This is a genomic window from Neobacillus drentensis, assembly GCF_036965425.1.
In the GTDB taxonomy this organism is placed as follows: domain Bacteria; phylum Bacillota; class Bacilli; order Bacillales; family Cytobacillaceae; genus Neobacillus; species Neobacillus drentensis_F.
In genome coordinates this window covers 19,016-43,606 of record NZ_JBALPP010000044.1, presented here as the reverse complement: position 1 = coordinate 43,606, position 24,591 = coordinate 19,016, and the positions used below count along the sequence as shown (strand labels likewise).

At 39.4% G+C, this 24,591-nt stretch carries 23 protein-coding genes; 6 read left to right on the top strand and 17 right to left on the bottom strand.

Going from position 1 to position 24,591, the window contains the following annotated elements; translation table 11 throughout:
* Positions 1-148: 148 nt before the first annotated feature.
* Positions 149-1,162 (top strand): LLM class flavin-dependent oxidoreductase, encoded by a 1,014-nt coding sequence (locus V7161_RS12650; RefSeq protein WP_335445482.1) that lies wholly within the window; start codon positions 149-151, stop codon positions 1,160-1,162.
* Between the two features lie 32 nt (positions 1,163-1,194).
* Here V7161_RS12650 and V7161_RS12645 read toward each other — a convergent pair whose 3' ends face one another.
* The gene (locus V7161_RS12645) at positions 1,195-2,445 is read right to left on the bottom strand and encodes a DHH family phosphoesterase (RefSeq protein WP_335445481.1); all 1,251 of its coding nucleotides are present in this window, start codon (positions 2,443-2,445) and stop codon (positions 1,195-1,197) included.
* 165 nt (positions 2,446-2,610) lie between these two features.
* Here V7161_RS12645 and V7161_RS12640 point away from each other — a divergent pair, with 165 nt between their 5' ends.
* The gene (locus V7161_RS12640) at positions 2,611-3,612 is read left to right on the top strand and encodes an NAD(P)H-dependent flavin oxidoreductase (RefSeq protein ID WP_335445483.1); all 1,002 of its coding nucleotides are present in this window, start codon (positions 2,611-2,613) and stop codon (positions 3,610-3,612) included.
* Positions 3,613-3,649: 37 nt separating this feature from the next.
* Here the strand turns inward: V7161_RS12640 and V7161_RS12635 are convergent, their stop codons facing one another.
* The 4 genes from V7161_RS12635 to V7161_RS12620 all read right to left on the bottom strand — a co-directional run bounded on the left by V7161_RS12635 (position 3,650) and on the right by V7161_RS12620 (position 7,026).
* Positions 3,650-4,135, bottom strand: a complete 486-nt coding sequence (locus V7161_RS12635; RefSeq protein WP_335445480.1) for a nitroreductase family protein — start codon at positions 4,133-4,135, stop codon at positions 3,650-3,652.
* A 17-nt stretch (positions 4,136-4,152) separates the two neighbouring features.
* Positions 4,153-4,833: a M50 family metallopeptidase gene (locus tag V7161_RS12630; RefSeq protein WP_335445479.1), complete on the bottom strand. Its 681-nt coding sequence runs from the start codon at positions 4,831-4,833 to the stop codon at positions 4,153-4,155.
* A gap of 133 nt (positions 4,834-4,966) precedes the next feature.
* A complete protein-coding gene (locus tag V7161_RS12625) occupies positions 4,967-6,352 on the bottom strand; it encodes a HAMP domain-containing sensor histidine kinase (RefSeq protein WP_335445478.1) in 1,386 nt (461 codons plus the stop codon).
* Positions 6,349-7,026: a response regulator transcription factor gene (locus V7161_RS12620; protein ID WP_335445477.1), complete on the bottom strand. Its 678-nt coding sequence runs from the start codon at positions 7,024-7,026 to the stop codon at positions 6,349-6,351. The genes V7161_RS12625 and V7161_RS12620 overlap by 4 nt, the downstream gene beginning before the upstream one ends.
* 172 nt (positions 7,027-7,198) lie before the next feature.
* Here V7161_RS12620 and V7161_RS12615 point away from each other — a divergent pair, with 172 nt between their 5' ends.
* Both V7161_RS12615 and V7161_RS12610 read left to right on the top strand, forming a co-directional pair.
* Positions 7,199-8,323, top strand: coding sequence for an ABC transporter ATP-binding protein (locus V7161_RS12615; protein ID WP_335445476.1), 1,125 nt, complete (start codon positions 7,199-7,201; stop codon positions 8,321-8,323).
* Positions 8,323-9,879 (top strand): ABC transporter permease/substrate-binding protein, encoded by a 1,557-nt coding sequence (locus tag V7161_RS12610; RefSeq protein ID WP_335445475.1) that lies wholly within the window; start codon positions 8,323-8,325, stop codon positions 9,877-9,879. The genes V7161_RS12615 and V7161_RS12610 overlap by 1 nt, the downstream gene beginning before the upstream one ends.
* Before the next feature lie 38 nt (positions 9,880-9,917).
* Here the strand turns inward: V7161_RS12610 and V7161_RS12605 are convergent, their stop codons facing one another.
* Positions 9,918-10,535: a TrkA C-terminal domain-containing protein gene (locus tag V7161_RS12605; protein ID WP_335445474.1), complete on the bottom strand. Its 618-nt coding sequence runs from the start codon at positions 10,533-10,535 to the stop codon at positions 9,918-9,920.
* Positions 10,536-10,683: 148 nt separating this feature from the next.
* Between V7161_RS12605 and V7161_RS12600 the strand changes: the two genes are divergently transcribed.
* On the top strand, positions 10,684-11,250 hold the full coding sequence (locus V7161_RS12600) for a membrane-spanning protein (protein WP_335445473.1): 567 nt from the start codon (positions 10,684-10,686) through the stop codon (positions 11,248-11,250).
* Positions 11,251-11,267: 17 nt separating this feature from the next.
* A complete protein-coding gene (locus V7161_RS12595) occupies positions 11,268-11,843 on the top strand; it encodes a hypothetical protein (protein WP_335445472.1) in 576 nt (191 codons plus the stop codon).
* A 43-nt stretch (positions 11,844-11,886) separates the two neighbouring features.
* On the opposite strand, the gene V7161_RS12590 is transcribed toward V7161_RS12595, so the two are convergent.
* The 11 genes from V7161_RS12590 to V7161_RS12540 form a co-directional block, all read right to left on the bottom strand.
* Positions 11,887-14,130, bottom strand: a complete 2,244-nt coding sequence (locus tag V7161_RS12590) for a molybdopterin oxidoreductase family protein (protein ID WP_335445471.1) — start codon at positions 14,128-14,130, stop codon at positions 11,887-11,889.
* 24 nt (positions 14,131-14,154) lie between these two features.
* Positions 14,155-15,129: a quinone oxidoreductase family protein gene (locus tag V7161_RS12585; RefSeq protein ID WP_335445470.1), complete on the bottom strand. Its 975-nt coding sequence runs from the start codon at positions 15,127-15,129 to the stop codon at positions 14,155-14,157.
* A gap of 142 nt (positions 15,130-15,271) precedes the next feature.
* Positions 15,272-16,633: an aspartate kinase gene (locus tag V7161_RS12580; protein WP_335445469.1), complete on the bottom strand. Its 1,362-nt coding sequence runs from the start codon at positions 16,631-16,633 to the stop codon at positions 15,272-15,274.
* Positions 16,634-16,764: 131 nt separating this feature from the next.
* Positions 16,765-17,379, bottom strand: a complete 615-nt coding sequence (locus V7161_RS12575; RefSeq protein WP_335445468.1) for an NUDIX hydrolase — start codon at positions 17,377-17,379, stop codon at positions 16,765-16,767.
* A 139-nt stretch (positions 17,380-17,518) separates the two neighbouring features.
* Positions 17,519-18,676: a homogentisate 1,2-dioxygenase gene (locus tag V7161_RS12570; protein ID WP_335445467.1), complete on the bottom strand. Its 1,158-nt coding sequence runs from the start codon at positions 18,674-18,676 to the stop codon at positions 17,519-17,521.
* 4 nt (positions 18,677-18,680) lie between these two features.
* Positions 18,681-19,607 carry a fumarylacetoacetate hydrolase family protein gene (locus V7161_RS12565; protein ID WP_335445466.1) on the bottom strand — a complete coding sequence of 309 codons (927 nt, stop codon included), beginning with the start codon at positions 19,605-19,607 and terminating at the stop codon, positions 18,681-18,683.
* 13 nt (positions 19,608-19,620) lie between these two features.
* Positions 19,621-20,229 carry a flavin reductase family protein gene (locus V7161_RS12560; RefSeq protein ID WP_335445465.1) on the bottom strand — a complete coding sequence of 203 codons (609 nt, stop codon included), beginning with the start codon at positions 20,227-20,229 and terminating at the stop codon, positions 19,621-19,623.
* A gap of 82 nt (positions 20,230-20,311) precedes the next feature.
* Entirely contained in the window at positions 20,312-21,442 is a 1,131-nt protein-coding gene (hppD, locus tag V7161_RS12555) for a 4-hydroxyphenylpyruvate dioxygenase (protein ID WP_420491619.1), read from the bottom strand.
* Between the two features lie 237 nt (positions 21,443-21,679).
* A complete protein-coding gene (locus V7161_RS12550; RefSeq protein WP_223595490.1) occupies positions 21,680-22,474 on the bottom strand; it encodes an ABC transporter ATP-binding protein in 795 nt (264 codons plus the stop codon).
* Positions 22,449-23,480, bottom strand: coding sequence for an ABC transporter permease (locus V7161_RS12545; protein WP_335445463.1), 1,032 nt, complete (start codon positions 23,478-23,480; stop codon positions 22,449-22,451). The genes V7161_RS12550 and V7161_RS12545 overlap by 26 nt, the downstream gene beginning before the upstream one ends.
* Before the next feature lie 80 nt (positions 23,481-23,560).
* Positions 23,561-24,559 carry an ABC transporter substrate-binding protein gene (locus V7161_RS12540; RefSeq protein ID WP_223595488.1) on the bottom strand — a complete coding sequence of 333 codons (999 nt, stop codon included), beginning with the start codon at positions 24,557-24,559 and terminating at the stop codon, positions 23,561-23,563.
* Between the last annotated feature and the right edge of the window lie 32 nt (positions 24,560-24,591).

Sequence of the window (24,591 nt, the reverse complement as noted above, 5' to 3'; positions counted from 1 at the left end):
CAAATATACCCAAGATTAAATTACCACTCCATTCTTAATTAACCCTTAAAATGGCTGGGGCAAAGCATTTCATTTTGAAGGGTAGTAAGGAACTGTTAAAATTTCATTATGATTACCGATTAAAGTTATTATGAAAGAAGCTGACAATATGAATCATACAAACAACAGCAAACGTCTAAGTGATATCCCATTTTCAGTCCTTGATCTTTCCCCCATCATTGAAGGAGGAACTCCTGCTGATTCATTAAGAAACACATTAGACCTTGCCCGACATGTTGAAAAATGGGGCTATAACCGCTATTGGCTTGCAGAACATCATAATATGCCAGGGATTGCGAGTTCTGCGACATCTGTGGTTATTGGTCATGTTGCAGCTGGCACTACTTCCATCCGCGTTGGTTCTGGCGGGATTATGCTTCCCAATCATTCACCACTAATCATTGCCGAGCAATTTGGAACGCTTGAATCTCTCTTTCCAGGTCGTATTGACCTTGGACTAGGCCGTGCACCAGGAACAGACCAGCTGACAGCCCATGCACTTAGAAGAGACCGGCGAAGCGATGGCCATGACTTCCCTGAGCAGCTGGGTGAACTCCGAGCGTACTTTGATCCATCAGGAAAAAATTATGTAAAGGCCATTCCTGGAGAAGGATTGGATGTCCCAATTTGGTTATTGGGTTCCAGCGGTTTTAGTGCTCAATTAGCAGGACAATTGGGATTGCCTTTTTCCTTTGCTAGTCATTTTTCTCCTGAATACACTAAACCTGCTCTTGCCCTATATCGCAGTAAATTCAAACCATCTGATGTACTCGAGAAGCCTTATGCCATGGTGGGAGTGAATGTGATTGCCGCGGAAACAGATGATGAAGCTAACTGGCTTTCAACATCAATGCAGCAGCAATTCCTAGCATTAATCCGAAATAACCCTGGAAAGCTCCAGCCTCCTGTCGAAAATATCGATTCGCTTTGCAGTGAATATGAAAAGTCACTGTTAGCCGGCCGATTGAGTACCTCTATTGTCGGCTCACCGAAAACGGTTAAGGAGAAACTGCAAGCCTTTTTAGATGAAACCCAGGCAGATGAAATGATTATTAATTCGCAAATTTTTGATCATCAAGCCCGGCTTCGTTCTTATGAAATTTTATCTGAAATAGTCAAATGAACAATAAAAGAGCTTGGCTGCCCAAGCTCTTTTTATATGTTCACAATGTCCACAATCCTGTTACTAATTGTTTCAGGATAATTTTCTTTTATTTCCTCCATTGAAATCTGGAGATTACTTGCAAGTAATGGAAGATATTCTTTGTCATATCGGAGCCAAGAGGCGTAGTTTCTTTTTAAAAATCTTTCAGCCTCTGTATAAGACAAGAATGATTGATTTAGTTTCTCCCCATTATGGAATACTATGTAACTGCTATTACCCTTCGGCTGAATAAAACTGATTTCCCCTTTATGGTTCTGATAACTGCTGCCATAGGAGGCTTCTTTCACATTAAATTCATTTCGATCTGCATCTGGTTTAGGAGGAGAAAGATTAAAAACTTTCACAATAAACGTTTCAAATGCTTCAGCTGTCAAATCCGCTCCAGAGGCTTTCGGGTGGCCGCCGCCGCCATATTTTTGGGCAAATTCGGCTACATTTACTTCATCGTGAATAGTTCGAAATCCCATTTTCTTACCTCCGACATTCAATAATGCAATCATATCAAAATACGGATAAAGATTATTTAATGCATTTCCCAACTCAGATAAATATTGCTCCGCATGGACAATTCCGACACAATAGTCGCCAACAAAGGTTTGGACCATTTGTCTGCTCTTGGACTGAATGTATCTGCTTATCTTCTGTTCTTCGATATCAAGAAGCATATTTTCCGTTTCAGTCAGATCAAATGAATCTCTGTTTTCTGTCAGCCTTTTTAGCATCTCTTGTTCAAACTGCTCGCGGTTCCTGATATAGAATAAATCATTTAATCTTTTTGCTTTGATATTATCATTTTCATCCCATTCCCATGTATCATACTGGCGGACCAAGTCGATAAATTCCTCTAAAGCCGTATTTCGCTCTAACCTTCCATGTTTAACAAGGAAATCATAAAACAATGAGGTGGCGCAAGTCTTTTTACCTGTCTCATACTCCGCCCTTACACTTGCCCACGTATACTCATTAAAATGCATCGCGGTCGCATGGTGGTCAATCATTTGAATATGACGCCCCTGCTTAAACCGTTCAGCCAGTTTTTTCTCCACCTCGTTGTTGACTGCAAGATCGGTTACAAACAATTCCTCCGCATTATTCCCAGGATTGGAGATAAACGCTTCCACTCTTTGATTTAAATTTCGGTAGGAACAATAAGATACGTCTGCCAATTCACCGAATGCTATTTTTGCGATTAACCCGCAACCCAAACCATCTAAATCTATATCTGTAAAAAGTTTGACCATTTCTTCCACCACCAAATTTTTTTCCATAGCCTATAGTTTGATATAAAAATAATGTTCTTATACTGCAGCAATTGATATAACCTACTTTTATGACCAGGTAACAAAAATCACATACATTTCTAATTCAAAATGATACGATGCTTGAGAAGTTTCATACAATACAAATTGAAATGGGGTTACGAATTGGATTTTCCACAACTTAAAATAGGTCATATAATGCCAAAGATACCGATCCTCCAAGGCGGAATGGGTGTTGGTATCTCCCTAAGCAAACTGGCATCAGCCGTTGCAAATGCAGGTGGGGTTGGCATTATTTCGGGGACAGGAATTTCAGTTGAGGAATTACGGTCTCATATAAAACAAGCGCGGAAACTTATTAAAAATACCGGATATATTGGAGTAAATGTTTTATTTGCTATGAATGATTTTACTGAAAAAATGAAAGCAGCCCTTGAAGAAAAAGTTGATTTTATTATTTCTGGGGCCGGCATATCAAGAGATATGTATGCATGGGGTAAGCAAGCTGGAATTCCAGTTATTTCAATTGTTTCTTCAGCAAAATTGGCCAGAATTTCTGAGCGGCTGGGTGCAGCAGCTGTTGTGGTTGAAGGGTTTGAAGCTGGAGGGCATCTTGGAACCGATCGTCCAATGTTCGATATTCTTGCAGAAGTAATCGAAGCCGTCTCGATACCTGTAATAGCAGCAGGTGGAATTTTAACTGGTGGCGATATTGCAAAAGCACTTTCGATGGGCGCCTCTGGTGTTCAAATGGGGACCCGATTTGTTGCGAGTGAAGAATGTGATGCACCCTTAGCCTTTAAACAAAAATACGTTCATGCTAAAAAAGATGATTTGGTACTAGTTAAAACTACTGTCGGTTTACAAGGACGTGCAATAAAAAATCATTTTACGAGCTTAATCAGCGGTCCCGATAAATTAAAAATCGTTAAATGTCTGGATTGCTTAAAAAATTGCTCCTACCGCTTTTGTACACTTGATTCTCTACTTACTTCAGTAAATGGAGATGTTGAAAACGGCCTGGTTTTTGCTGGTGCACGAGTAGATGAAATTAAAGAAATTCTCCCAGTCCAAAAGATTATTGATAATCTTGCCTTAGAATATGCGGAATCTATCAAAACTTGTCAATTAACACTTCAATCTATGTAATTAGAAAAGAGCCAACTGAAATAAAAGTTGGCTTTTTCTATGGCAGGATCTTTATTTTATTCTGAATCGTTGTCCTTGGTTTTGGGTCTGGTATTTCTCCTGGATAACCAACAGCGAGTACGCCAATTAAATCATAATTGTCAGGAATACCTAACGTTTCTCGATTTTTCCCTTTCGCGCCAATCGAGGACCAAAATGTTCCTACTCCCTCCTCCCAGGCTGCCAAGTTAAAATTTTGTACAAAACAAGCGGTAGCCATTGCATTTTCATCCGTTTCTATTTTTGTTGCTCCATGCTTCGATAATACTGCCATAAGAAAAGGAGCATTTCCAAAATTCGTTTTATGATTTAATTTTGCTCTTGTTTCCTTTCCAATAATATGAATCTCCCATGGTTCCGTCATTCGATGATTTGGCGCCATTGCCGCTGCCTGCAGCCATGAGATAATCAATTCTTCCTTCACTGCATCAGGTTTGAATTTCTTTATGGTACGACGGGTTTGAATTACGTCTAATACATTCATTTGATAAACCACCTTTACTAATTTTGTATTTTATAATACCCTCTTTTCAACCCATAGTAACAAAACCAAAGTGCTTGCAGGAAGAAGAAACTCCCCCATATTGGTGCTGGCATATGCGTCAATTGTGTAAGATTCTCAGCATCTCCTGCAGCATGAGGTTCAACCAAACTAAGGTAAAATATTTCATATGAACTTTGCACTGAGTCGACTAACATAATCGAGGCAATCATGATAAGTAGGTGATCTCTTAAGCCTTTGCTCCCTTTAATAAGTAATAAAAGGAATACTGCTGCAAACGAACACAGCCAAAATATCCCATATGGATTACGAACCCAGAATATAAGATTTAAAAAAATAAAACCTAACAAAATATCAATCAAAAGAATATGGTATTTTCTTCCGATTAGCAAAAACGAAAGAAATGCCATAAATGAAGCAAAAGTGTAGCCGGCAAGACTGGTAAAAAAGCTGCCAATCCATGTAGATTGATTACTATAGGTCGCACCCTCTGAATTCATAAACAACGATATTCTTTCGACATTGCCGCTAAATAGCGCAATCAAAGCATGGCCGGATTCATGGATAAGAGTATTAATAATTTTTACATAATTACCGATAATCGGCACATGAATTAACAGAAAAGCAAACACGAGGAAAAAGAAAAACTTCGAACTCAATTTGTCTCGAACAAAGCTCATTTTACATTCTCCTCTTTTTTTGAATCTTTTGTATTATCTATATTTTAACATCTTTTAAGGAAATTTTTACAAAATAAACATAAAAAGGCTCGCAATATCTTAGATTGCCAGCCTTCTTTTTCCATCCATTTTGTTACAATTTAGGAAGACTCACCTTAAAGGCTGACCCCTTTCCCTTTTGACTATTTACTTCAATTTTTCCATGATGTAAATCGATAATCGAATTGATAATCGATAGGCCCAGCCCGGTACCCTCAACAGAACGTTCCCTTGAAGCGTCTGCGCGGTAAAACCGGTCAAAAACTCTTTCTATTTGTTTTTCATCTAATCCAATACCAGTATCTTTAAAAACAACTTGTATGTCTGACACTGTTTCCAATATTTCAATATCGATCGTCCCATTTTGATGATTATATTTAATGGCATTTGTCAGCAGATTTTCCCAAAGAGAGTATAGTAAAGAAGCATCTCCTTTGACCCATGCATCCGGGAGCTCGTAACTAATCATAATCCCTTTTTCCAGGATGCTCCATTGGTATTGATGAATGACACTTTTGAGCTGGCCCGAGATATCCACTTTGCTTACATTCATTAAATCTCTTTTACTTTCCACTGATGAAAGAAGCAATAGCTGCTTGGTCATTTTTGATAACCTGTCTGCTTCGGAATGCATGATACGAATATATTGCTGTTTGTCCGGATCCTGTTTATCATTATTTTCCAAGAGATTTAAATACCCCTTAATATTCGCAAGAGGAGATTGAATATCATGGGAAATATTTGAAATTAATTCTTTTCGCAGCATATCGACTTTTGCCAGCTTCTCAGACATTTTTGTGAAATTGGCAGCCAAATGCCCGAGTTCATCCTTTCGTTCAATATCCAATCTGATTGAAAAATTACCTTCCGATATTTCTTTCGTTGCCATATTAAGTTTTCTTATAGGCTCTATTAAATATTTAGTACTAATAAGAACCAAAAAAATACTTAACAAAATGGATAGGAGAAGAATCCAGCCAAACAAAATATGCATTTCGTTAAACAAAAGTTTAATATCCGGTCGAATAAACAAGGCATATTTTTTATTCTGATACTGAAAAGGGACACCGATGGAATTAGTTAATTCATTCGCAAAAAAGCCGGTCACAAACGTTTTGTGAGGAAATTGGCGAATTCCATGATACACTTCCCCATTCATCACCCTTTCCTGGACTCCTTCCGGCAAATTCGTTTGCCTGAAGGAAGAACCAAAATAGGTTTTTTCGCCTTCTTGATTTATCAACAAAATTTGATAACCAATTACTCCGATATGTCCAAAATAATCCTGAAGGCTTATCGAGGGGTGATTGCTTGCAAAGCCAGCCATTTCTAAAGCAAAATTTGTGATTTTTTCATCATTTTGCTGCTTCAATTTTACTTGATAGTAGACATTCGAGATGAAAAACGACACAATACCGCTCACAATCATGATCATGATCGTAATAAAGGCAAATTTACTATATAAAGATTTCATGATCATGCGTTTTCCACCTCCAGGGAGTATCCCACTCCTCTTATGGTTTTGATAGAAAAATCATCAGCGATGTCACTAAATCTCTCCCGCAAGCGCTTTATATGAACATCCACGGTTCGATCATCACCTTCATACTCTAACCCCCAAAGCTTTTCAATTAAATGACTGCGGGTAAAAACCCGGTTCGGGTGGGCGGCAAGAAAGGATAAAAGCTCAAATTCCTTTAGTGGAAGTATGAAGGTTTTGTTCTTGATTTTAACTTCATAGCTTTTTTTATTTATGTATAAGGAACCTAAATTTACATTTGCTTCATTCGAATTACCATATCTTCGCAACAAGGCATTTACCCTGAAAATCAATTCTTTTGGTTCGAAGGGTTTAATTAAGTAATCATCTGTCCCAGATTCAAACCCTTTCTCCTTGTCTTCAATCTGGCTTTTCGCTGTTAATAATATGACGGGAATATCGTACAATTTTCGAATTTTACTCGTTAAATGATAACCATCCATAATTGGCATCATAACATCTACTATGGCCAAATCACACAATTCTTTTTGTAATAATTCAAAGGCAGCGGCACCATTATCGGCTGCTAGAATCTTAAAACCTTCTTTTGATAATAGACCTTTTACTAAACCACGAATATGCACATCATCATCGCAAATTAAAATTGTTTTCATTTTTCCACCTACTTATTTATGCATGCTCACACACCATTTTACTTAATGTCTAATCTTTTGGAAAGATTGATCCGACCCTTCAATTATTCTTGAACTCGACAAAGTGACAACTTATGTGTTATCATTGAGTTGTCACATTACCGGTAACGTTTCAAAAAAAGGGGGAATGAAATTGATACAGTTTAAAGATATTGTTAAGAAATATCGAACAAAGACCATTATTAACACTTTCTCATTAGACATTGAAGCAGGTCAGTTGGTCGTTTTTATTGGACCAAGCGGATGCGGTAAAACGACTTTGCTTAAAATGATCAATAAGCTTATTCAGCCCACATCGGGACAGATTTTTGTCAACGGAACAGATATCTCCAAGATGAATCCGATTGAATTACGGAGAAATATTGGATATGTCATTCAAAACACAGGATTATTTCCTCACATGTCTATTAAAGAAAACTTGGAATTGATTCCTAAACTGAAGGGTGAAGATCCGGCGTCGATTGAAAAAAAGACTTTAGAATTGCTGGAAATGGTAGGTTTAGATCCTAAGGAATATTTGCACCGTTATCCCAAAGAATTAAGCGGCGGCCAGCAGCAAAGGATAGGCGTAGCAAGGGCCTTCTCCACAAACTCCGATATCATCTTAATGGATGAACCCTTCAGTGCATTAGATCCCGTTACAAGAAGCTCCCTTCAGGAGGAATTATTCCAAATGCAAAAGGAATGGAATAAGACCATCATTTTTGTTACGCATGACATGGATGAAGCTATTAAAATAGCAGATAAGATTTGTATTTTAAAAGATGGGGATATTCTTCAATACGATACACCTGAAAATATCTTAAAAAATCCTGCTAATGAATTTGTTGAGGGATTTATTGGGAAAAGACGTGTATGGAATAATCCAGAATTATTATTGGCCGAGGATATTATGATTCAGAATCCTGTAAAAATTACAGCGATGAGAAACGTCTTACAGGCGATTGAGATCATGAAGGACAATAAGGTAGACAGTTTAATGGTTACCGACAAGAATAACGTCCTAAAAGGACTCGTGACTTTAAAAGGCATTCAACTTCTTAATCGAAATACCTCAATTGAAATGATTATGGAACAAAATGTTCTTTCTGTTTCCCAAGATGCAAATTTAATTTCAGTGTTAGCAACTATGAATGAGCATAAAATAGGCTATTTGCCCGTGGTGAATAGTGCTAAACAATTAACTGGATTAATCACAAGAAGCAGCATTTTATCAGCATTAAGCAGCCAACTGATTGATTTGGAGGTGGCGTTTTAATGAGTAATTTTTGGACTTATTTAACATCTAACTATCAGCAGATTTTTAGTTTACTAGGACAGCATCTTTATTTAAGTATAGTTTCCGTATTAATCGCGATTGTGGTAGGTATTCCGCTTGGAATTCTTATTTCCAGAGAACCAAAGCTTTCTAAGCCGGTTATTGGGACGACAAATGTTATTCAAGCTGTGCCAAGCTTGGCTTTACTCGGATTCTTGATTCCTTTTATTGGTATCGGAAGCACTCCAGCAATTATCATGGTCGTTCTTTATTCACTGCTTCCAATTGTAAAAAACACTTATACAGGCTTAACTAATATTGATAGGGATATTCTGGAAGCCGCCAAAGGTATCGGTCTGACCAAAGGTCAAACAATGAGAAAAGTGCAATTGCCACTTGCCTTCCCGATGATTATGGCGGGAATCAGAATTTCAGCGGTAACCGCTGTTGGATTAATGACCATCGCTGCTTTCGTCGGCGCCGGAGGACTTGGTTACCTCGTTTTTTCAGGGGTGCAAACCGTTGATAATAATATGATTTTAGCAGGAGCCATCCCAGCGTGTATTCTGGCGCTTCTGATTGACTTTCTTGTGGGTAAAATGGAATCTGCACTTTCGTATACAAGCAAGAAACGGTCCTCAAATTCTTCAGGTAAGCAGACAAAACGATGGGTGATTGGTATTGCTTCCGTTCTGCTTGTTACTGCCGGAGCCTTTTCAATTTATGCAAAGGCCAATGCTGAGGATAAAATTGTGATTGGCTCGAAAAATTTTAGTGAACAATTAATTTTAGGAAATATGCTGGCTGATTTAATTGAAGACAAGACGGATCTTAAAGTAGAAAGAAAGCTTAATTTAGGGGGCTCTCAGGTAGCCTTTAGCGCCCTGAATAAAGGGGACGTCGATGTATATGTCGAATATACCGGAACTGGGTTGGTTAATATTTTAAAGCAGCCGCCCAAAAATGATCCTGAGCAGGTCTATAATATTGTCCAAAAAGAATTTATTAAAAAATATGGGATTGAACAATTAAAACCGCTCGGATTTAATAACACTTACGCATTGGCTGTTCGCCAAGACACCGCTAAACAGTATGGGTTAAATACGATATCTGATTTAGCGAAAGTCAGCAATCGCTTAATATTAGGTCCTACACTTGAATTTCCAAATCGTGATGATGGTTTGATTGGACTTTCTCAAAAATATAATATGAATTTTAAAGATGTGAAAGCTGTTGACGGGGGTCTGCGGTATACAGCCTTAGATAATCATAAAAGTGATGTTATTGATGCGTTTTCCACTGACGGTTTACTTGAGGCCTTTCATTTAAAAGTTCTAAAGGATGATAAAAATTTCTTCCCGCCTTACTATGCGGTGCCAATTGTTAAGCAAGAAACATTAAAGGAACATCCTGAATTGAAAAAAGCCCTTAATTCGCTTGCGGGTAAATTAACTGATGACAAAATGCGTCAGCTTAATTATAAGGTTGATAGTCTTAAACAGTCTCCAGCAAAGGTTGCAAAAGAGTTTTTAGAAAATGAAGGATTAATTCAATAAACCGTAAATAAGCCAGTTTCCGAGGAAACTGGCTTATTTTATTCTTTTAAAAAATGCAAAACTCTGTCATAAGTTTTATCATCACCTATTACTAGCAGCACATCTCCTTCTATAATTAATGCATAAGGACCTGGTGAGATGATCATTTCCCCGTTTCGTTTCATTCCGATAACAGTACCGCCGGTATTTTGCCAAAACTTCACTTCGGAAATCGTTTTACCTATATGGCTGCAGTCTGGAAAAACCTCTACCTCTATTGGGGCCAATGGATTTGTATGCCTAAGCTTACCTGAGTAATCCATTATTTTTCTAAGAGTTTCCAACATCAACTCGTCAAGCTTATCTCTTTCCGAAATGATACTATTCATTTCTTTTTCTAAATCTTTAATGCTTGCTAAATTGGAAAATCGATGAATATATTTGATGGCATTCTCTTTGGATGCGATCACAATTCCGCTGCCTTTAGCCGACTGAACAATATCGACATCCTCTAATATCTTAATGGCACGTCTTACAGTTTCCGGAGAAACTTTATATTCACTAGCCAGCGTCGACCTACCGTGAATTTTTTCTCCGACTTTAAATTCACCATCATAAATTCTATTTGCTAAATCAATTGCTATCCGCTCATATGTTGGGATCTGTGCCCTTTGCATAAAAACACCGCCACATTTCGTCTAAAAGAATTTCCTTTTTTATTTTATACATATACTCCTTCTAACAAAAGTCTAATATTGCTATTTTAGACTTATTTTCTTAAGTTTGGACATAATTTTAAGGAATTCATTAGAATAGGATGTAATCATGATGCGAAAATTAATTATCATTTTAAGCTCGGCATTTATTATTTTTATGACTTTCTTATTCATATATTACCTTTTGAAGGGTGATACCTCCCGATGGCAGGTTGCACTAGGCGGAGTTTTGGTCAGCGCCTTACCACTAGTTCTATTACGTATGAAAAATAACCCCTTTAATATCCCGATTATTATCAGCTATTTTATTTTTTTATTTTGTTCCTTATTTCTGGGATCGATCTCGAGCTTTTATTTGCACTACAAATGGTGGGATTCTACTCTTCATTTTTCTAAAGCAATTTTTATTGGGGTTGTCGGTATTGCCCTTTATAAACGGTTTATACCGGAGAACGTCCGCAGCGGAGTTTCGGCTGCCATGCTTTTTCTGTTCGTTCTCTCACTTGCAGTTTTTTCAAGTCTGATATGGGAAATTTATGAATATCTTGGGGACTTAACCTTTACCCATACGATGCAGCGAGGCGGCAATACGGACACAATGTATGATTTACTGTGTGGCTGTGCCGGCGGTCTCCTTATCGCTATTTACTCGGGTGCTAGAAAACAAAAAGTTTAAAACTGGGGGATTCCTGAATGAATCGGAAGCTCGTTATTCTTTTAAGTGGATTGTATGTAGTTTTCATGGCAATTTTAGCATTTTATTATTATAAAAATGGCGCATCCTTCAAATCAACTGTTGCCATAGGCGGTATTGTTTGCGGGGCCGTCCCTCTTTTGCTGGCACTTTTTACAAAGCTGCAATTTAATTTGCCAATCGTCATCTCCTATTTAATCTTTTTAGTCGGCTCACAATATTTAGGATCGATTCGAGGCTGGTATGGGCTTGGCTGGTGGGATACTTTTATGCATTTTGTCAGCGGTGCGATCCTTGCTTTTTCAGGTATCGCCTTGTATGAAAGATTAATCCATCGGAATGCAGGGGACGAAATTTCGCCGTGGTTTGTCTTTTTATTCACTTTATCGTTTGCTGCACTAGGCGGTGTTTTGTGGGAGGTATATGAATTTAGCTCTGACCAATTATTTGACATGACCTTACAAGGCGGAGGTAACAAAGATACGATGACTGATTTAATTGCCGATACGGCAGGAGGTCTTGCCATCGCCATTTGGGCCGGGATTCGGACGAAAATTAAAATAAAGAAAGGGTAAAAGAGGCTCTTTCTCTAAGCCTCTTTTATTTGAATCGGTATTCTTATCCAATCTTTTCAATGGATACTGGAACACCATTAAGTACCGCATTTCCTGAAATAGGATCAAATTCTTGTTCATCCGTCAATAAATTGACATTCACACCTGGATGCTCGCCTGCGACGCCAAGTCGTGTACCTGTATGACTATGCCCCCATCCGTGCGGCAAGCTTACCGTACCTGGCATGATATCGTCTGTGATTTCGACAGGCACTTCAATTTTACCTGTTCGGGATTTGAGTATTGCCCTTTCTCCCTTACCTATACCAAAACGATTGGCATCACTGGAATGAATCCAAAGCGTACAACGGTCTTCTCCTTTTACCAATACTGGCAAATTGTGCAACCAGGAGTTATTGCTTCGCAAATCACGCCTGCCGACTAAAACGAGAGGATTCGATTCAGACTTAAGCGACTGTTTTAAGCGCTTAACATCCTTCACTAAAATTGAAGGTGCCAATTCAATTTTCCCAGATGGAGTTTGCAGAATTTCGGTGATTCTGGGCTTCATTGCGCCAAAGTCCATTCCATGCGGATTTACCTCAAGTACAGACAAGCTAAGCCCATCCGGATTTTTCCCAAAATGATCTCCGTACGGACCTATACGAAGATAAAAATCAAGTAACCGCTCTGGTCCTTTTCTATCTTTTAGGAATGAAAAAATCTCAACAGCATCCCGTCCATAAATAGGCGAATTTTCATTTTTTAATTCATGTTTGATCCTTTCACCAATGGTATAATCATCCAATAAAGTGAGAGGATCGCCAACTAAATTTTGTTCACTGACTGCTGAAGCTAGATGCAGAAGGATCTGCCAGTCATCTAATTGTTCTGAAGGCAGGTCAAAAACAGGCTTTGAATAATGTGCTATATTTCTTATTGCAAGATTATAAAAGGCAATATCATAATGCGAATGTTCTAATGGTGAAGGAACTGGCAGCAGCACATTTGCAAGTCTTGACGTTTCATTCATGTAACAGTCAACACTGACCATGAAATCTACTTTCTCAAGAGCCGCCTGCAGACGCTTACTATTTGGTGCCGATAGGACTGGATTTCCGGCCACACAAATGAATCCTTTAATTTGTCCGTGCCCTTCCGTTTCCATTTCTTCCGCCAGACATGAGACTGGAAGCTCTCCCAAAACCTCTGGCATGCTGCTAATCCGGCTTTGATAACGATTATAACGGGTTGAGTGGACTTTTTTCGAGGAAGAACGTCTAGTCGCCGGTGAAGGGAACATCACACCACCTTGACGGTCCAAATTCCCAGTTAAAACGTTCAATACATCTACAAGCCAACTGTTCATCGTTCCGAAGGGCTGTGTACAGGTGCCCATTCTTCCGTAAACAATGGCTTTAGACGAGGCGGCCAGCTCACGGGCAATCCGGCGAATTTCAGTAGCAGATATACCGCATTTAGCTGCTGCCACCTCTGGTGAAAAGTCCTGGGATAGGGATTTAATTTCCTCTAAACCGTTAATAAGATGAACCAGTTTCCCTGGTGATACTAAATCTTCCTCAAAAAGAGTATTAATCAAGGCAAACAGGAAAAAAGCATCCGTTCCAGGTCGGATAAAATGATGTTCATCCGCCTGTTTGGCAGTCACGGTACGTACTGGATCGATGACAACTAACTTACCGCCGCGATCCCGGAGAGCCCTCAACCTACCTCTCATATTTGGTGCGGTCATTAAACTTCCATTTGAAGCAAGCGGATTAGCCCCAATCATTAAAAAATAATTTGTATGATCAATGTCAGGGATAGGAAGATTTGCATCACTTCCAAACATCATTTCAGAGGAAAGCTGCTTCGGAATCTGGTCAAGCGTACTGGCAGAATATATATTCCGGCTCCCTAATGCCCGTAAAAATGTTGGCGTATATAACATGTTCCCCAAATTATGAACTGAAGGGTTTCCTAAATATACGGCGACGGAGTTCCTTCCATGCTCTTTAATAATCGTTTGCAGTCCTTTTCTAACTTCTAAAAAGGCTTCGTCCCAAGAAACTTCCTGCCAATCTGAACCACGACGAATCATCGGTTTTCGGATTCGGTCAGGGTCAGCATGAAGTTCCTTGACACTGAATCCCTTTGGGCATAAATACCCCTTACTAAACGGATCCAGTTTATCCCCCTTAATGTGGACAACCTCTTGTCCCTTTGTATGAATTTCCAGGCCGCATGTCGCTTCGCACAATGGGCATGTACGAAAGTTTATTTTGGTTTCGAGTTCATTCAAAATCAATCTCAATTCCTCCCCTGAGGCTTATTAAGGATTTAAAATAAGTTTCCCGATTGTTTGACGACCTTCTAACAGTTCGTGTGCCAATTTCGCATCTTCCAATGCAAAGGTTTTGCCTATTATTAATTTTAATTTACCTTCGCCAATATAATTCAATAAATCTCTTACACTATTTTTATATGCTTTTGAATCTTTCAGAAAATGAACAAGCCAAAAACCGACAACACTTACATTTCGCTGCATGAGGATGGCTGGATCGAATTTTGTTTCCTGCCCGCCAGCACGGCCATAAATGACAAGTCTGCTATTTATCGCCATGCATTTCAAAGTATTTTTAAAAATGTCGCCGCCAACCATCTCAAGAGCAACATCGACCCCCTTGCCACCTGTTGCAGATAAAACTTGCTTATGCCAATTTTCTTCGGTGTAATTAATTCCAACATCAGCCCCAAGAGAAATAGCAAGATCAAGCTTTTCCTTGCTGCTGGCTGTGGCAATGACCTTGTCAGCGCCCATTATCTTTGCTAATTGCACCGCAAGTATACCCACACCTCCTGCTGCAGCATGCACCAATACGGTATCACCTTTTTGGATTTGGCCAGAAGATTTTAAGATGAAATATGCCGAAACCCCCTGACCTAAAATGGAAGCAGCCTGATTAAAATCAACTGATTCCGGTATTTTTACTAAGTGGGATTCATGAAGTGCAATGTACTCTGCATATCCTCCATCATCTGTTAATGCGACTACCCGATCGCCAATCTTAAAGTCCGTGACATCAGCCGCAACCTCTGTGATGACACCCGCTACTTCCGCTCCTGGAACATATGGTAGAGGAGTTTTCGCTAAATATTGGCCATATCTGCGGGCAGTATCCGCAAAGTTCACTCCCGCTGCTTTTACCTTTACCAAAACATTTCTGGGCCTTAATTCTGGTGAAGGTACATCGACAAACTGTAAAACATCAGGTTTTCCATATTCTTTAAATTGAATCGCTTTCATTAACAGGTCTCCTTTATTTTAGAGATACTAACCGGTTAGTATAATGATAGCACACAATTAAATTTTATACTATTTAATTTTTGCCCTTTATTGACAAAAAAATAGTTCTTAATTAAAAGGAATTAAGAACTACTTTTACCTATTATACCGTGACAGCAACAAAAAACTCTTCGTACAATGCTGCAACAGCTCTTTTTTCATCTACTTGTTTTACACCAAACATCATGCTGACTTCAGAGGATCCTTGGTTAATCATTTCAATATTAACATGTGCCTTCGCTAACGCTTTAGAGGCTCGAGCCATAGTACCCACATTATGTCTCATGCCTTCGCCAACAACCATAATAAGAGCGAGGCTATGCTCAATTTTCACTTCATCTGCATGAAGCTCTGTCATAATACGGCCTTTTATTTCTCTTTCCATAATAGGATCCATCTGGCTTTCTCGTAAGATGACAGATACATCATCAATCCCTGATGGTGTATGCTCATATGATAATCCGAAATCTTCTAATATACCTAAAAGCTTACGACCAAAACCAACTTCCCTGTTCATTAAGTATTTACTTACATAAATGCTGCAAAAACCTTGATCACTGGCAATACCAATTACCGGCCCATTTGTATATTTTCGATCAGACACAATTCTGGTCCCAGGAGCAGCAGGATTGTTTGTATTCTTGATATGAACCGGAATTCCTGCACGGAAAGCTGGGACAAGGGCTTCATCATGTAGAACGGTAAAGCCCGCATACGAAAGCTCTCGCATTTCTCGGTAGGTTAATTCTTTAATTTCTTTTGGTTTTGTAACTATATTAGGATTAACGGAATAAACCGCATCTACATCGGTGAAATTTTCATATAAATCCGCTTTTAGCGCGTTAGCAAGGATCGATCCGGTAATATCAGAGCCGCTTCGTGAAAACGTAAAAACTTCTCCTTCCCTGCTATAGCCAAAAAAGCCTGGAAAAATCAAAATGCCTGGGCGTTCATGGAGTGAAAATAAGCGATTGTAAGACTCTGTTAAAACTTGAGCATTTCCAGGTTCATCACTTACTAAAAGTCCAGCTTCCTTCGGGTCGATATATGAGGCATCGACTCCCCGCTTACGGAAGTAGGTAGCCACCAATTTGGCATTATTATCTTCACCACTTGCTTTAAGCCTATCCATAAACCGGTCAGGCTTACTTTTGTTCCCATTCAGCCTTTCTATCAAATCGTTTTGAATTTCATGAATGATCTCATCCCCGAGTGCTAATTCCTCTGCAATGGATGAATATCTTTCGATAACAGCGTCAAATTTTTCTTTTGGATCCAAATTCAGTAAACTAAGTTCTCCACACTCTATTAATAAATCCGTTACCTTATGATCCTCAGAAAATCTTTTACCGGGAGCTGATACAACGACCACTTTCCGCTCAGCTTCAGCTATGACAATTTGAAATACTTTTTCAATCTGCTTTCCGGATGCTAAAGATGATCCGCCAAACTTTACTACTTTCATCATGACAACTCCCTATTGTGTAAAAATATAATCTTAATTTTATTCCAATTCTGAAAATAATCAAGCGTTTTTTCCTTTTCGAATGGACATTTGTACGTATAGGGAGTACACAGCTTAGCTTTAGATAAAATTTAGCGAATTATTTCAATAAAATGAGCAAGAATTCTCGCTGTCAGACCCCAAATCACTTTATCTTCATAAATATAAAAGTATTCCTCCATCCCTCTTGTCCGCCAATTATAATTCTCTCCGCCGACGATTAAGTCAAATGGAAAATTTTCTTCCGGCTCCGCTTTAAATTCAATTCGGTAAATTTCCGGCTCTTTATCGATAAAAAATGATAAAGGAACCGTGAATAGTTCCCCGACCTCAGAGGGATTCGCTTGAATACTGCCTGGATTTGTAATAAAGCCGGCAAAGGGAAATACCATCATCCCAAACGGAGACACCATAAAATTTAAAGGGAACACTTCACAGATATTTTCTCCAGCTATACCTAATTCCTCTTTCGTTTCACGTATGGCCGCTGCCTTTTCATCAAAGTCACCTGAATCAATTCTGCCCCCAGGAAAACAAATTTCCCCAGGCTGCCTCCGTAATTGCTGTGAACGGACCTCAAACAATACATGGATTCCATTCTCTTTTTGAATGAGTGGCAGCATGACAGCGTACCTTGAAAATTTCTCACTGCCAAGTATTGTAGGAACATGATCTTTTAATTTCGTCAAAATGGTTTCGCGCTCCACGTTTTCACCCCTCATCTCGATATTAATGTGTATGTACTTACAATAGCATTTTTAACAGGATTATCGGTTAAAATTAGCCTATGTATATAAAAAAACAATCCAAGCGCCTAAAGGCAGGATTGTTTCTCCATTATTATTCCTATTTTTCAATCCAGGAATACATATAAGCAGTATCTTCCAAATCAACCGCACCCTTTACAACCTTTAAAGGATGGAAAGTATCAATCATCACAGCCAGCTCCAGCGTTTCTTTCTTTCCGATGCTCGCCTCTGTTTTTCCTGGATGAGGTCCATGAGGAATTCCACTTGGATGAAGAGTGATGGAACCCACTTGAATCCCTTTTCGGCTCATAAAATTACCTTCAACATAATAGAGAATCTCATCACTATTTACATTACTGTGATAGTATGGAGCCGGTATGGATTCCGGATGATAATCATAAAGGCGAGGAACGAAGGAACAAACCACAAAATTATTTCCTTCAAAGGTTTGGTGTACTGGCGGCGGCTGATGGACTCTTCCGGTAATCGGTTCAAAATCTTCGATATTAAAAGCCCAAGGATACAAATACCCATCCCAGCCTACCACATCAAGCGGATGATGCCCCAGAATGTGAGAATGAATTGCCCCTCTTGATTTTGTTAAAACCTCATACTCCCCTTTTTGATCAAATGTCACCAAGGCCTCCGGACCGCGGATATCCCGTTCGCAAAATGGGCTGTGCTCTAAAAGCTGGCCGTATTCGTTTCGGTACCTTCTTGGAGTAGTGATTTGACTAAATGCTTCTACAAAAAGCATTTTCGTCTCTTCATCTGCATTGGGTATGATTCGATAAATCGTCCCTATCGGTATGACGAGATAATCACCAGGACGGTATGTGATTGTCCCAAACATCGTCTCGAGCTTTCCTGAGCCATGATGAATAAATAGCATTTCATCGCCATCGCCATTTCGATAATAGCTTTCCATAGGCTCGGTAAAGGTCGCGGTTCCAATTAGCAGATCCTGATTACCAAGAATATATTCTCTTGCTTTAAGAGCATCCCCTTTTTTGGTAACCTTGGTCGAAAAAAAGTGTCGGTGCTTTAGCGATTGCTGTTCTTCAAAGACAGGCAAATAATTTCCAACTAACTCAGATCTTACCACTTCTGTCGGCATGTATTGATGATAAAGAATCGATTGGGTTCCAGAAAAACCACGAGTTCCCATTACCTGCTCCCTATAAAGGCTACCGTCCTCTTTTTTAAACATAGTATGCCGTTTATGGGGAATTTTTCCCAGTTGACGGTAATACATCCTTTCACCTCTTTTCTTCGATTATTGTATTCTCTAATATCCCTAAATTCTCAATTTCTAACTCTACTTTATCTCCCTGCTTAAGCCATCGATGCACCTTTTCGCCAAGTTCAAGGATACATCCTGTTCCGACAGTTCCTGAACCAATAACCTCGCCTGGATAGAGGGTTACGCCCGCTGATGCCCTTTCAATCATTTCTCCAAAGGAAAAATAAAGCTCCTTTAAATTACCTTTAGAAAGTTGGACGCCATTTACCCGTGCTTTCATGCTAAGATCAAAGCCCTTACCTGTCCTTAAATCTTCCAATTCATCTTTTGTGATAATCCATGGCCCCAAGGAAGTGGAGAAATCCTTGCCTTTTGCAGGACCTAAGCCAACCTTCATTTCTTTACGCTGCAGGTCTCTTGCACTCCAATCGTTCAAAACACAAAAGCCAAAAATATAATCATTGGCCTCAAGCGCTGAAATGTTTCTGCCTGTTTTGCCTATAATGCATGCGACCTCTAGTTCATAGTCTAACCAGTCACAATCTATAGGTTTAATGATTTCTTCACCTGGTCCCTTTATCGCCAGGTGGTTGGAAAAATAAAATACAGGAATTTCATACCATTCTGGAATCATTTTCAGACCACGGTTTTCCCGAGCTGTTTTCACATGCTGCTCAAAGGCATAAAAATCACGGAAGCTTCTTGGGTTGGGAAGTGGTGCTTTTAATTGAAGATCACTTAATTGGTAAACTCCTTTATGATCTTTGGTTAACGACAATGCAGCTGCAATCTTTAAATTTTCTTCACTATTGTCAAGAAAGTCTATTAGATTACAAGGCAGCCTTCCATCCGTTGCTTCAGACATATCAACAGCATAAACCTCATTCAGGAGCCAGCCTGCCCGGATACTTCCATCTGTTTTTTCAAAGGTTACAAATTTCATTGACTCACCTTTTCTATCTTCTTTTCATTTCAAATGTTTTCGCCAAAGGATCAGTAAAGATATTACCTGCCATTCTTCCAATAGGCTTTAAAAGGCCGGTGTCTATTCTCCCTTTGTCCATTAATTCATCTTTAATATGAACATGGACCACTTTACCGATGACGAGACTGCCGCTGCCCGGCTTGTCGCCAAAATGGAGAACTTGATGGAGTTCACATTCTAAATGAACAAGTGATTCCGCAATTCGCGGTACTTTCACCTTATGGCCAGGTTCTTTGGTTAAGCCCGTTTCCTCGAACTCATCAATTTCAGGTGTAAATTCTATCGCACAATCATTCATTTGTTCAGCCATACGTTCACTGACGATATTAATAACAAATTGACCGGTATTCTCAATATTAACAAGTGTATCCTTTTTCGCTCCGTCCTTCCCTCTTCTCATCGGCGAAAAACAGATGAGCATCGGATCAGCACAGATGGCAGTAAAGAAACTGAAGGGTGCCGCATTGGCGATACCGTCCACATCTACCGTTGACACAAAAGCGATCGGCCTTGGTAAAATGGATCCGATTAATAATTTATAGGCCTCTCTCCATTCCAGCGCTTCCGGCGTAATTTCCATTCAATACACCACTCTTTCATATGACAAAAGGTTATAAAAAAGGGGAAAAAGTTCCCCCTTGTATCTCTATTTAGCTATTAATTTATAAATTACCACGTCTTTCCTGTTCGCGTTCTATTGATTCAAACAGGGCTTTAAAGTTTCCTTCTCCAAATCCACGGGCACCCTTACGCTGGATGATTTCAATAAATAGTGTCGGGCGGTCTACAATCGGCTTTGAGAAAATTTGGAGCAAATAGCCTTCATCGTCACGGTCCACTAAAATATTTAACTCGCGCAGCTTTTCAATTTCCTCATCAATCTTACCGATACGCTCTCCTAAAGATTCATAATAAGTATTTGGGGTTTTAAGGAACTCAACACCATTTTTCTTTAAAGTGGCAACGGTAGAGACAATATCTTCAGTTAAAATTGCAAGATGCTGCACCCCTGGACCGTTATAAAATTCGAGGTATTCCTGAATTTGCGATTTGCGTTTACCCTCCGCCGGTTCATTGATTGGGAATTTAATGCGGCCGCCATTATGCATAACTTTTGACATGAGCGCAGAATATTCAGTCGTTATATCCTTATCGGTGAAATGCTTCATTTCGATAAAACCCATTACCTTGGAATAATATTCGACCCATTCTTCCATGCTTTCAACATTTCCTACCACATGATCTATTCCAATTAAGCCAGCATCTTCAACTGGTACATCGGAAGAATAGGACTCAAATCCCGGCAGGAATGCACCTTGATAATTTTTCCGTTCTATTAACGTATGGATGGTATCACCATATGTACCCAGAACGGCTTTTTTTACAACACCCTTTTCATCCTTCATTTCAAAAGGAGCCACATGGGCAATCGCCCCGCGATTTACCGCCTCATCATATGCTTTATCGACATCATCCACTAAAAGGGCCACATCCTTTACGCCATCACCATGCTTTTTAACAAACTGTGCTACTCTGCTGTCCTCCATATAGGAACCTGTAAGCACCAAGCGAATGTTCCGCTGTTTTAACACATAGGAAACGGTTTCACGATTGCCCGTTTCTAGACCTGAATACGCAACTGGCTGAAACCCGAATGCTGTGCAAAAATAGTGGCATGCTTGTTTGGCATTTCCTGTATAAATCTCTATATAATCTACATCTCTTACCGGAAAAAAGTCATTTACAAGCTGATCAGCTTTTACGCGTTTTTCTTTCAATTCAAGAACCCCCATTTTTAAAAAATAGTAATATTCAGAATTTATTTTAATGGAAGAATTCTTGTCCCCTCAAGAGCAGGGTGTAAAGCAATAACGCTTTTTTGCAGTAAAGAAATATTCTTTAACCATAGTAATTTTATTCCTAAAAAGAAAAAAGAAACATACCTAGTCCTAGGATGTTTCTTACATGAGTGTAGTGATAATTTTTTTAAAAAAATATACTTAAAATGCCAATCGAAAAAATATTTTTCACTATGAAAGGACCGCTCGGTCACTTGCCATTTGAACACCGCGAATTCGTTTGAATTCCTCTAATAATCTCTCGATGGTTAACTGCTGTTTCTTTTCCTCATCCACTTCCAAAATGATTTGGCCCTTATCCATCATAATTAACCGATTTCCCAAATCAATCGCCTGCTGCATATTATGCGTGACCATCAACGTGGTAAGTTTGTACTTATCGACAATCTCCTTTGTCAGATTTGTAATCAACTCCGCTCTTGATGGATCAAGTGCAGCCGTGTGCTCATCAAGCAGCAGGATGGAGGGTTCAGTAAAAGTGGCCATTAATAAGGAAAGCGCCTGACGTTCCCCGCCTGACAGCAGTCCAACCTTTGCACTGAGACGGTTTTCCAAACCGAGATGTAATGATTCCAATACTTCTCTAAAATAATCGCGTCGTTTTTTCGTCACACCTTTTCGAAGCGTTCTCGTTTTATTTCGGGAGTAGGCCATAGCCAGATTTTCTTCGATAGTCATACTTGGAGCTGTTCCTGCCATCGGATCCTGAAAAACGCGGCCAATCATTTTTGAACGGTTAAACTCGGACATATTGGTTACATTTTTTCCACCGATACACACGTCTCCGATATCAGGGAATAAAACACCGGAAATGATATTCATTAAGGTCGATTTACCTGCACCGTTACTGCCGATAACCGTCACGAAATCCCCTGGTTTCAGCGAAAGGTTAATATGGTCAATCGCAATTTTTTCATCTGGTGTTCCCTCATTAAAGATTTTATGAATCTGATTTAATTGCAGCATGGTTGTCCCCCTCCGTTCTCACAGAAGTCTGGATGATGTTCAATCGTTCAGATTTTCTTCTCGCAATCCGTTTTTTCTCTTTGGAGCCTTCAATAATCTTTGGTGCCGTTAAGGCAATGATTACAATTACAGCCGTTATTAATTTCATATCCCCTGGATCCAGGAACTCGACACGGAGGGCTAGGGTAACAACAATACGATAAATAATGGAACCGCCAATTACCGCAAAAGTTGCTCGTGCAATTGTTTTAGTACCAAATAGGGCTTCACCGATAATAACAGAGGCTAAGCCAATGACAATCATACCAATTCCCATTCCAACATCAGCAAATCCGCCTTGTTGTGCAATTAGGGCACCTGAAAATGCCACTAATGCATTGGAAAGTCCGAGTCCAAGAACTACTAAAAGATTAGTATTAGCTGAAAGACTGCGAATCATCCGTTTGTTGTCACCTGTTGCTCTAATAGCAAGACCAATTTCGGTTTGCAAAAACAAATCGGTAAGGATTTTAATCACTAAAGTGACGATGACCATGAAGATTAAAATTCCCCATGTCTCCGGAAGGCTGTCGCCAAGCCCAATCGCCGAAAGAATACTGTTTAAAAATGAATCAATACCTGATTTTTCAAACATATCACTGATTTTTGTAAAAGCTGTATCTGTATTCAATAATGGAATATTTGATCGTCCCATAATTCGTAAGTTAATCGAATATAACGCAATCATCATCAAAATACCGGATAGCAAATTATTGATTTTACCAAAGGTGTGAAGCAGTCCCGTTAAGCAGCCTGCAGCAAATCCTGCAAATAATGCTACAATCGTTGCCAAAAACGGATTCGCTCCCCCCGCAATCATAACCGCCGAGATTGCGGCACCTGTCACAAAACTACCATCTACCGTTAAGTCTGGAAAGTCCAGAATACGAAAGGAAAGATAGACGCCCAGTGCCATAATCGCATAGATGATACCTGCTTCAAAAGATCCAAATATGGCTGTAAACATTGAAATCATCCTTTCTTTGTTCTATGTATCAATCAAGAAGTCAACCCTTTCAGGCTGACTCCTTATAGATTTATAGTTTGTTATTTTCCATCATAAAACTCGCCAAGCTTGCTCCATTCTTCCTTCACTTGCAACCCTTGTGCTTCAGCTGCTTTTTTATTGATTACAAGCTTTAAGCTGTTCGGCAGTTCAACTGGAATGTCAGACGCTTTCTTTTTACCAGATAAAATATCAGCAGCCATTACACCAGATTGATAGCCAAGATCAAAATAGCTAAAGCCACTCGCTGCGACTGCCCCTTTTTTCATTGAATCAAGTTCGCCAACGAAAAGTGGGATTTTTTTGCTGTTTGAGACAGCTATGACAGAATCAAGGGCAGTAACTACTGTGTTATCAGTTGGAATGTAGATGGCATCCACGCGGCCTACTAAGGATTCAGCTGCCTGCTTAACCTCTGCTGTAGTTGCAACCGATACTTCTACAAGTTTAGCACCTTTTTCCTCTGCAATCTTTTTAACATCCTTAACCTGAACAACTGAATTTTGTTCACCAGAGTTATAAATGACACCAATATTTTTTGCTTTCACTTCATCTGTAATAAAGCTGATTGTTTTTTTCGTTGCATCCGGGTGATTATCGGTCGTTCCCGTAATGTTCTTTCCTGGCTTGTCAAAAGCTTCAACAAGTCCTGCTCCTACTGGATCTGTTACGGATGTAAAAATAATTGGAATTTCCTTTGTTGCATTTAACGCGCTCGTTGCACTAGGAGTAGCATTGGCAAAAATCAAATCGACTTTGTCACCGACAAAGTTATTCGCGATTGTTTGGACATTATTCATATCTGCCTGAGCATTTTGTTCATCATACTTTACTTTTATACCTTTGTCCGCTAACGCCTTTTTAAAACCTTCGGTAGCTGCATCTAATGATGGATGCGGAGCAAATTGGCTAATGCCAACTTTGAATTCCTTATCTTTCCCGCCCTTTTCTGCATCGCCTGATGATTCTTTACTGCCGCATCCTGCAAGCATCAGCATTCCTGCCAACGCAAAGGACAACGCACTTACTTTCTTCTTCATGTAAAAATCCCCCTAACATTCTTTTAAAAATA

Excerpts from the sequence above, each read along its gene's own strand:
- V7161_RS12650 (WP_335445482.1), top strand. The coding sequence starts at position 149 with ATGAATCATACAAACAACAGCAAACGTCTAAGTGATATCCCATTTTCA.
- V7161_RS12645 (WP_335445481.1), bottom strand. The coding sequence starts at position 2,445 with ATGGTCAAACTTTTTACAGATATAGATTTAGATGGTTTGGGTTGCGGG.
- V7161_RS12635 (WP_335445480.1), bottom strand. The coding sequence starts at position 4,135 with ATGAATGTATTAGACGTAATTCAAACCCGTCGTACCATAAAGAAATTC.
- V7161_RS12630 (WP_335445479.1), bottom strand. The coding sequence starts at position 4,833 with ATGAGCTTTGTTCGAGACAAATTGAGTTCGAAGTTTTTCTTTTTCCTC.
- V7161_RS12625 (WP_335445478.1), bottom strand. The coding sequence starts at position 6,352 with ATGATCATGAAATCTTTATATAGTAAATTTGCCTTTATTACGATCATG.
- V7161_RS12620 (WP_335445477.1), bottom strand. The coding sequence starts at position 7,026 with ATGAAAACAATTTTAATTTGCGATGATGATGTGCATATTCGTGGTTTA.
- V7161_RS12610 (WP_335445475.1), top strand. The coding sequence starts at position 8,323 with ATGAGTAATTTTTGGACTTATTTAACATCTAACTATCAGCAGATTTTT.
- V7161_RS12605 (WP_335445474.1), bottom strand. The coding sequence starts at position 10,535 with ATGCAAAGGGCACAGATCCCAACATATGAGCGGATAGCAATTGATTTA.
- V7161_RS12600 (WP_335445473.1), top strand. The coding sequence starts at position 10,684 with ATGATGCGAAAATTAATTATCATTTTAAGCTCGGCATTTATTATTTTT.
- V7161_RS12595 (WP_335445472.1), top strand. The coding sequence starts at position 11,268 with ATGAATCGGAAGCTCGTTATTCTTTTAAGTGGATTGTATGTAGTTTTC.
- V7161_RS12585 (WP_335445470.1), bottom strand. The coding sequence starts at position 15,129 with ATGAAAGCGATTCAATTTAAAGAATATGGAAAACCTGATGTTTTACAG.
- V7161_RS12580 (WP_335445469.1), bottom strand. The coding sequence starts at position 16,633 with ATGAAAGTAGTAAAGTTTGGCGGATCATCTTTAGCATCCGGAAAGCAG.
- V7161_RS12570 (WP_335445467.1), bottom strand. The coding sequence starts at position 18,676 with ATGTATTACCGTCAACTGGGAAAAATTCCCCATAAACGGCATACTATG.
- V7161_RS12565 (WP_335445466.1), bottom strand. The coding sequence starts at position 19,607 with ATGAAATTTGTAACCTTTGAAAAAACAGATGGAAGTATCCGGGCAGGC.
- V7161_RS12560 (WP_335445465.1), bottom strand. The coding sequence starts at position 20,229 with ATGGAAATTACGCCGGAAGCGCTGGAATGGAGAGAGGCCTATAAATTA.
- hppD (WP_420491619.1), bottom strand. The coding sequence starts at position 21,442 with ATGGGGGTTCTTGAATTGAAAGAAAAACGCGTAAAAGCTGATCAGCTT.
- V7161_RS12550 (WP_223595490.1), bottom strand. The coding sequence starts at position 22,474 with ATGCTGCAATTAAATCAGATTCATAAAATCTTTAATGAGGGAACACCA.
- V7161_RS12545 (WP_335445463.1), bottom strand. The coding sequence starts at position 23,480 with ATGTTTACAGCCATATTTGGATCTTTTGAAGCAGGTATCATCTATGCG.
- V7161_RS12540 (WP_223595488.1), bottom strand. The coding sequence starts at position 24,559 with ATGAAGAAGAAAGTAAGTGCGTTGTCCTTTGCGTTGGCAGGAATGCTG.